Origin of the sequence: Planococcus sp. CAU13, from assembly GCF_000775575.1 — a bacterium.
GTDB lineage: Bacteria > Bacillota > Bacilli > Bacillales_A > Planococcaceae > Planococcus.
The window spans coordinates 1-7,544 of sequence record NZ_JRGN01000320.1 but is presented as its reverse complement, the minus strand read 5'-3'; the positions used below and the strand labels follow the sequence as shown (position 1 = coordinate 7,544).

Sequence of the window (7,544 nt, the reverse complement as noted above, 5' to 3'; positions counted from 1 at the left end):
ATCCCGAAGAGCTAGGCACTGGAGACTAGATACTGGGCTGGCTTATGACCCGAAGAGTTGGGCAGCTGGAGTCTAGACATAGATCCGCTTTTCCAAAGTCATATATAATTTAGTATTTCTTCACTTCTTTTGAAATAAGAAAAAATTGCCAACTTTCGCTGGCAATTCCAAGTTATTCTTGATTAGCTTTTTCAGCCTGTTCTTTCTGTTCTTTCAATACAACTTTGCGTGATAAGTTTACACGGCCCTGACGGTCAATTTCAATGACTTTGACCTGGACAATATCATCAAGTTTCAATACGTCTTCAACTTCTTTGGTCCGCTCTTCCTGAATTTCAGAAATATGGAGAAGTCCGTCTTTGCCCGGGAATAATTCAACGAAAGCACCGAATTTCTCAATGCGTTTCACTTTGCCTTCGTAATATTCCCCAACTTTTGCTTCGCGAACGATATTTTCGATCATCGCTTTCGCTTTGGCGTTCATCTCTTCGTCAACAGAAGAAATGAAGATAGTGCCGTCCTGCTCAGTGTCAATCTTGACGCCTGTTTCATCAATGATCTTATTGATCACTTTCCCGCCAGGCCCGATTACATCGCGGATCTTGTCAGGATTAATTTTGACCATAATGATTTTCGGAGCAAATTTGGACAATTGCTCACGCGGCTCGGAAATAGTCGCAAGCATGGATTCAAGGATATGGATACGCCCGATTTTCGCCTGGGTCAAAGCTTCTTCCAGGATATCGCGTGACAATCCGTCAATTTTGATATCCATTTGAAGAGCTGTGATGCCATCAGCTGTTCCGGCTACTTTAAAGTCCATATCGCCAAGATAATCTTCCATACCCTGGATATCGGACAGAACAGTATAATTGTCGCCTTTTTTCACAAGGCCCATTGCAATACCGGCTACCGGTGCTTTCAACGGCACACCCGCATCCATCATTGCAAGTGTTGAAGCACAGATGCTCGCCTGTGAAGTCGAACCGTTTGATTCGAGAACTTCAGCAACCAGACGAATTGTATAAGGGAAATCTTTTTCATTCGGGATGACCGCTTCAAGCGCGCGTTCACCCAGTGCCCCGTGGCCGATTTCGCGGCGGCCCGGCCCACGAAGGAATCCGGTTTCACCAACTGAGAACAACGGGAAGTTGTAATGGTGCATGAAGCGTTTTGTATCTTCAATTCCGAGTCCGTCAATGATCTGGACGTCGCCAAGGGCACCCAGCGTACATATACTCATTGCCTGTGTTTGCCCGCGGGTGAAAAGACCTGAACCGTGCGTACGTGCCAGTAATCCCACTTCTGAAGACAAAGCACGGATTTCTGAAGGTCCACGGCCATCCGGACGGATTTTCTCATCCGTAATCAGGCGACGCACTTCGTCTTTGACCATTTTATCCAAAATCTGGCCCGCCTGTTTTTTCACATCGTCATCTGATTCTTCATATTGTGCCATTACGCTTTTTTTCACTTCATCGATCGCTTCATTGCGTGCCTGCTTTTCATTTACCTGCACAGCAGCAACCAATTCGGCTTCAACGGAGTTTTTGATCGTTTCGGTAAGTTCAGCGTCCAATTCGAACAACTGGATTTCGGATTTTTCTTTTCCGACTTCAGCTGCAATTTCTTCCTGGAACGCGATCAATTTCTTGATCTCCTCGTGACCGAACATGATGGCTTCCAAAATGACTTCTTCGGAAACTTCTTTTGCTCCAGCTTCAACCATATTGATGGCATCTTTCGTACCCGCCACCGTCAAGTTAATGGAACTTTTTTCCAACTGATCATTTGTCGGGTTGATGATGTACTCCCCATCAATCAGTCCGACGATAACACCGGCAATCGGGCCGTCAAACGGAATATCGGAAATCATCAATGACAATGAAGATCCGAACATCGCTGCCATTTCAGAAGGGCAGTCCTGATCTACGGACATAACCATTGAAATAACCTGGACTTCATTGCGGAAGCCGTCCGGGAAAAGCGGGCGGATCGGGCGGTCAATCAAACGGCTCGTCAACGTCGCTTTTTCTGACGGACGGCCTTCACGTTTAATGAAACCTCCAGGGATTTTACCGACTGCATAAAGCCGTTCTTCGTAGTTGACTGTCAACGGGAAGAAATCCAGTGGTTTCGGTGTTTTGGAAGCTGTGGCTGTAGACAGTACCGCTGTATCTCCATAACGGATGAATGCTGCTCCGTTTGCCTGTTTTGCCAATTGGCCGACTTCGACCTGTAATTCACGGCCTGCCCAATCAAATGTGTAGACCTTTTTAGTTTGCTCCATAATCGAGCTCCTCTCTGTTCCGATGTATAGACAGTTTTATGTATCCATTACTAGTAGTGTATCAAAAAAGCATAAGCTGTGCGATTCTATGCTGAAAATTTTATCCATAAAGAAAAAGCGGGACGAATCCCGCTTTTACTGAGTGCTATTATCGGCGCAGGCCAAGTCTTGCGATTAGTTCGCGGTAACGAGCTACGTCGTTTTCACGAAGGTATTTCAACAAGTTACGACGGCGTCCAACCATTTTGAACAGACCACGACGTGAGTGGTGATCTTTTTTGTGAGTACGTAAGTGCTCGTTCAGGTTGTTGATGTCTTCTGTAAGAATGGCGATTTGAATTTCTGCAGATCCAGTATCTGTATCGTGCACTTTGAATTCATTGATCAATTCATTTTTACGCTCTTGAGTAATTGCCATACTGTTCCACCTCCTAATTTCTGATAGCCCCAATTACTGAGCAAACGTTGGTGATTCGATTTGCCAAGCAACGGTTGGTACATTTAGTACTTATAAATCATAGCACACGGCAATTTGAAAATCAACCGGACTGCTGTTCTTCACTCAGCGAAAAATCGGATCGCTTCCTGCTTATCCTTTTCGATCTGCGCTTTCAATTCATCGATGCCCGAAAACTTCTGTTCGTCCCGGATGCGTTTATGCCAATCGACGGTCACCCGTTCACCGTAAATATCTTTATCGAAATCAAAAATGTTGACTTCAATCGTCAGCTGCTTCAGATTCGGATCATTGAAAGTGGGTTTATAGCCTACATTGCAGACACCTTCATAAGTTTTACCCTGTACATGCAGGCGCACAGCGTAAACGCCTCTGCCCGGTATGAATGTACCCGAATCCGGCAAGACATTGGCCGTCGGGAAACCGATCGTGCGCCCTCTCTTGTCTCCGTTGATGACAGTGCCGGAAACTTTAAATGGCCGCCCGGACAATCTGCACACTTCTTCGATTTCGCCCGCTTTCAAATGGCTTCGAATGCGCGTGGAGCTGATTTTTTCCATGCCGTCTTCCTGTTTGCTTATGATGCTGACGCCAAACCGGCCACCGCTCTGGCGCTCCATCAACTCCATGGTGCCCTGCCCTTTTGCTCCAAACGAAAAATCAAAGCCGGCAGTGACGTGGACCACTTCAAGGCCTTCAATGAAATTTTCGATAAACTCTTCAGGCAGCAATTGAGCAAAACGGGATGTAAAGCGGACGATAAAGCAGACGTCCACTCCCATATCCTGCAGGATTTCCATCTTCTGCTGAAGGGGTGTAATATAAAACACTTCTTCTTTTCGGCCGCCAAGCACCAGGGAAGGATGCGGATCGAAAGTCATGACGGCTGATTTCACGCCCAATTCACGCGCTTTTCCGATTGCTTCGCCAATCACTTTCTGATGCCCTTTATGAACGCCGTCAAAAAAGCCAATCGCCATTGACAAAGGCCCCAGAGCTTCTTCGGGTTTCATGAGATTGGGGTAATTCAAGTGAAAAATTTTCATCCTACACCTCGTCTTCTGTCGGTAGTCCAAACATTTTTTCAGGTTTCATCCTGCCTTCTTTTTCGGGATGCTTTTTATACAGGGCAAAAGGTTCTCCTTTTACCGTGAAAACCAGGAATGGATTCGATTCCAATAAAGGATGCATTGGAAGCACCTGCCCATTTTTCATTGCAAAAAACTCTTTCGTCTCTACTTCCACCATTGGAAATGCGCTCAGTCCATAGCTGAGTGGCTTCAAAACATTTCCGATAGCTCCATTTTGAGCAATTTCATCCACCTGTGCAAGTGTCAGGCAATCTTCTTTCCTGAACTTGCCGGATTCCGTTCTCGTCAATTTCGACATATGGGCAGGATATCCAAGCGCTTCACCGATCTGCACAGCAAGAGTCCGGATATAAGTCCCTTTTCCGCAGCGGATGCGGATGCGAAAATGAATATCTACGCCAGTCCATTGTTCGTTATCTTCCAGTAATTCAATGGAGTCGATCCGGACTTTTCGCAGTGGCCGCTCCACTGTAATCCCCGCTCTGGCATATTCATATAATTTTTTGCCGTTCACTTTCACCGCGGAATACATGGGTGGAACTTGGGTGATTTCTCCCGTCAGGCCGCTCAGCACTGCCAGCACCTGTTCCCGCGTGATGATCTTTTCATCCGGATTGAGGTCGACCATTTCACCGGTGGCGTCTTCTGTTTCAGTCGAAAAGCCGATAGCGACTTCCGCTTCATACGTTTTTCCTTGGTCGGTGATATATTCAGCCACTTTTGTGGTATTGCCGATACAAATCGGCAGTACGCCGTCCACTTCAGGATCAAGGGTTCCGGTATGTCCGACTTTCTTCGTTTTTAATATTTTTCGCAGTTTAAAAACGCAATCATGGGAAGTCATGCCTTTTTCTTTCCATAAAGGAAGAATTCCATTAATGGCCATCCCGTTCAGCCCCCTTCAAGATATGTAAAAAAGCCTGCAATCTAAGAAATAGACAGCAGGCCTGGTTTTATTGTTCGTCTTTTGGCTCTTTGATTTCCCGCAGCAGCGTATCAATGCGATTTCCGTATGCCACTGAACTATCAAACTCAAAAGATAATTCAGGCGTTTTGCGCAAACGGATGCGCTGGCCGATTTCTGAACGGATAAACCCTTTGGATTTCGATAAGCCGAGCAATGTCTGCTCTTTTGTTGCATCGTCTCCCAATACACTGATATACACCGTCGCCTGCTGAAGATCACCTGTAACTTCGACATCCGTCACCGTCACAAATCCGATTCTCGGGTCTTTCAACTTGCGGCTGATAATATCGCTCAGCTCTTTTTTCATTTGTTCGCCTACACGATTTGAGCGCATTGTCATTGCTTATTCACCTCGTTCTTACAAATATTCTTGATGATATTCAAGACATTCCCACGCCGGATTGCTCTCCAGGTAATGGAGCACTTGCGCCATTTCTTTCTCAGCCTGCTCTTTGGAAGCGGAGACGATGACAAAGGCGATGCGGGTGCGCTGCCATACATTTTGGTGATCAATCTCGGCAGCGGAAACGTTGAATTTTTGTTTCGAACGGGTCAGCATGCTTTTCAGCACTGCCCTTTTTTCCTTCAATGAATGCGCAGTCGGGATAAAAAATTCGCATTCCATGTAAAAGATCATTTCCGTTCGATTTCTTCCATTATATAAGCTTCGATAATGTCGCCTTCTTTGACATCATTGAAGTTCTTGATCGTGATACCGCATTCGTAGCCTTTCGCCACTTCTTTGGCATCGTCTTTAAAGCGTTTCAATGTATCGATTTCGCCTTCGAACACGACAATTCCTTCGCGGATTACGCGAACGCCGCTGTCACGGGTAATCTTGCCTTCTGTTACATAGCTTCCGGCAATCGTACCGACTTTCGATACTTTGAATGTGCTGCGGATTTCAGCCTGGCCGATAACTTTTTCCTCAAATTCAGGATCAAGCAGGCCTTTCATTGCAAATTCAATTTCTTCGATCACTTTGTAGATGATGCGGTGCAGACGGATATCCACGCCTTCTGCCTCTGCAGCACGTTTCGCGTTAACATCCGGACGGACGTTGAACCCGATGACGATTGCATTGGATGCAGCGGCAAGTGAAATATCGGATTCTGTAATGGCACCGGCGCCGGTGTGGATAATCTTCACGTTTACGCCTTCTACATCGATTTTCAGAAGAGATGCAGCCATTGCTTCAACTGCTCCCTGCACGTCAGCTTTGACGATCAGGTTCAATTCCTTCATCTCGCCTTGCTTCAATTGATCAAACAAGTTATCAAGTGTCACGCGTGTTTTTTCAGAACGCTGAACCTGAAGCGCTGAAGTTGCACGTGTTTCGCCCACTTGACGGGCTGTTTTTTCATCTTCGAAGACAACAAAGCGGTCACCGGCCTGTGGCACATCGTTCAAACCGGTAATTTCAACCGGTGTTGAAGGACCTGCTTCTTTAACGCGGCGGCCAACATCGGATACCATTGCACGAACACGGCCAAATGTATTGCCGACAACAATCGGATCTCCAACATTCAGCGTACCGTCCTGTACAAGAAGAGTCGCTACTGAGCCACGGCCTTTATCAAGCTCTGCCTCAATAACTGTCCCGATTGCACGGCGGGCAGGGTTCGCTTTCAATTCTCCCACTTCAGAAACAAGAAGAATCATTTCAAGCAGTTGATCAATGCCTTCGCCTTTCAAAGCCGAAATCGGCACGAAAATCGTATCGCCGCCCCATGCTTCAGGAACCAGTCCGTGCTCTGTCAGTTCCTGCATAACGCGGTCCGGATTCGCACTTGGCTTATCCATTTTGTTGACAGCGATGATGATCGGAACTTCAGCAGCTTTCGCATGGTTGATGGCTTCTACAGTCTGCGGCATAACGCCGTCATCTGCAGCGACAACAATAATCGCCAAATCGGTTACTTTGGCACCGCGTGCACGCATCGTTGTGAAAGCGGCGTGTCCAGGTGTATCAAGGAACGTAATTTTCTTGTCGCCTTCGACAACCTGATAGGCACCGATATGCTGAGTGATGCCGCCGGCTTCGCCTGCAGTCACTTTAGTATGGCGGATTGAATCCAGCAAAGTTGTTTTACCATGGTCAACGTGCCCCATGATCGTTACAACCGGTGGACGTTCTTCATTTAATGTTTCGTCTTCGGCTTCGAAATAAACTTCCAGGTCGGATTTATCAACCAGGATTTCTTCTTCCACTTCAACTTCATATTCAGCACAGATCAGTTCAATCGCATCTTTATCCAGCTCCTGGTTAATGGTAGCCATTACACCCAGCATAAATAATTTTTTGATGATTTCTGATGGCTCGCGGCCTAATTTTTTCGCCAGTTCCCCAACAGTCAGAGATTCTGAGAAAGTGATTTTAGCCGGCAATTCTTTTTCTTTTTTCGGCATCGGAGGCAGCGGATTTACCGGACGCTGCTGCTTTCCTTTATTGCGGTTGCGGTTTCCGCCGCCCGGACGGTTGGTATTGCGCTGTCCTGGTCCTGCAGTCGGTTTTGCCGCTTTTGGAGTAAAGTTTGATCCTGATTTAGCTGGTGCAGCAGGTCGCTGCCCGTTGCCCTGTGAACGGGATTGCCCTTGGCTCGGTGCTGCAGCCGGGCGTGATCCGCTTTGGCCCGGACGGGATTGCCCTTGTCCAGCTGGCCGGGATCCACCTTGGCCGCCTTGTGGACGAGACTGGCCCTGGCCTGCCGGACGTGATCCCTGTCCCTGTGGACGGCT

General features: G+C 47.2%; 7 protein-coding genes. All 7 read right to left on the bottom strand.

Annotated elements, in window-relative coordinates:
- Positions 1–172: 172 nt before the first annotated feature.
- Positions 173–2,290: a polyribonucleotide nucleotidyltransferase gene (pnp, locus tag KW93_RS14915; RefSeq protein WP_033543838.1), complete on the bottom strand. Its 2,118-nt coding sequence runs from the start codon at positions 2,288–2,290 to the stop codon at positions 173–175.
- Between the two features lie 148 nt (positions 2,291–2,438).
- On the bottom strand, positions 2,439–2,708 hold the full coding sequence (gene rpsO / locus KW93_RS14910; RefSeq protein WP_033543837.1) for a 30S ribosomal protein S15: 270 nt from the start codon (positions 2,706–2,708) through the stop codon (positions 2,439–2,441).
- A gap of 140 nt (positions 2,709–2,848) precedes the next feature.
- Positions 2,849–3,793: a riboflavin biosynthesis protein RibF gene (gene ribF / locus KW93_RS14905; protein ID WP_033543836.1), complete on the bottom strand. Its 945-nt coding sequence runs from the start codon at positions 3,791–3,793 to the stop codon at positions 2,849–2,851.
- A 1-nt stretch (position 3,794) separates the two neighbouring features.
- Positions 3,795–4,724 carry a tRNA pseudouridine(55) synthase TruB gene (truB, locus tag KW93_RS14900; protein WP_033543835.1) on the bottom strand — a complete coding sequence of 310 codons (930 nt, stop codon included), beginning with the start codon at positions 4,722–4,724 and terminating at the stop codon, positions 3,795–3,797.
- A gap of 67 nt (positions 4,725–4,791) precedes the next feature.
- Positions 4,792–5,145, bottom strand: coding sequence for a 30S ribosome-binding factor RbfA (gene rbfA, locus KW93_RS14895; protein WP_033543834.1), 354 nt, complete (start codon positions 5,143–5,145; stop codon positions 4,792–4,794).
- An 18-nt stretch (positions 5,146–5,163) separates the two neighbouring features.
- Positions 5,164–5,442 carry a DUF503 domain-containing protein gene (locus KW93_RS14890; protein WP_033543833.1) on the bottom strand — a complete coding sequence of 93 codons (279 nt, stop codon included), beginning with the start codon at positions 5,440–5,442 and terminating at the stop codon, positions 5,164–5,166.
- On the bottom strand, positions 5,439–7,544 hold a 2,106-nt coding region (infB, locus tag KW93_RS14885; RefSeq protein WP_052131653.1), incomplete at its 5' end, for a translation initiation factor IF-2. The genes KW93_RS14890 and infB, both read right to left, overlap by 4 nt.

Coding starts and splice junctions, on each gene's coding strand:
- ribF (WP_033543836.1), bottom strand. CDS start 3,793: ATGAAAATTTTTCACTTGAATTACCCCAATCTCATGAAACCCGAAGAA.
- KW93_RS14890 (WP_033543833.1), bottom strand. CDS start 5,442: ATGATCTTTTACATGGAATGCGAATTTTTTATCCCGACTGCGCATTCA.
- rbfA (WP_033543834.1), bottom strand. CDS start 5,145: ATGACAATGCGCTCAAATCGTGTAGGCGAACAAATGAAAAAAGAGCTG.
- truB (WP_033543835.1), bottom strand. CDS start 4,724: ATGGCCATTAATGGAATTCTTCCTTTATGGAAAGAAAAAGGCATGACT.
- rpsO (WP_033543837.1), bottom strand. CDS start 2,708: ATGGCAATTACTCAAGAGCGTAAAAATGAATTGATCAATGAATTCAAA.
- pnp (WP_033543838.1), bottom strand. CDS start 2,290: ATGGAGCAAACTAAAAAGGTCTACACATTTGATTGGGCAGGCCGTGAA.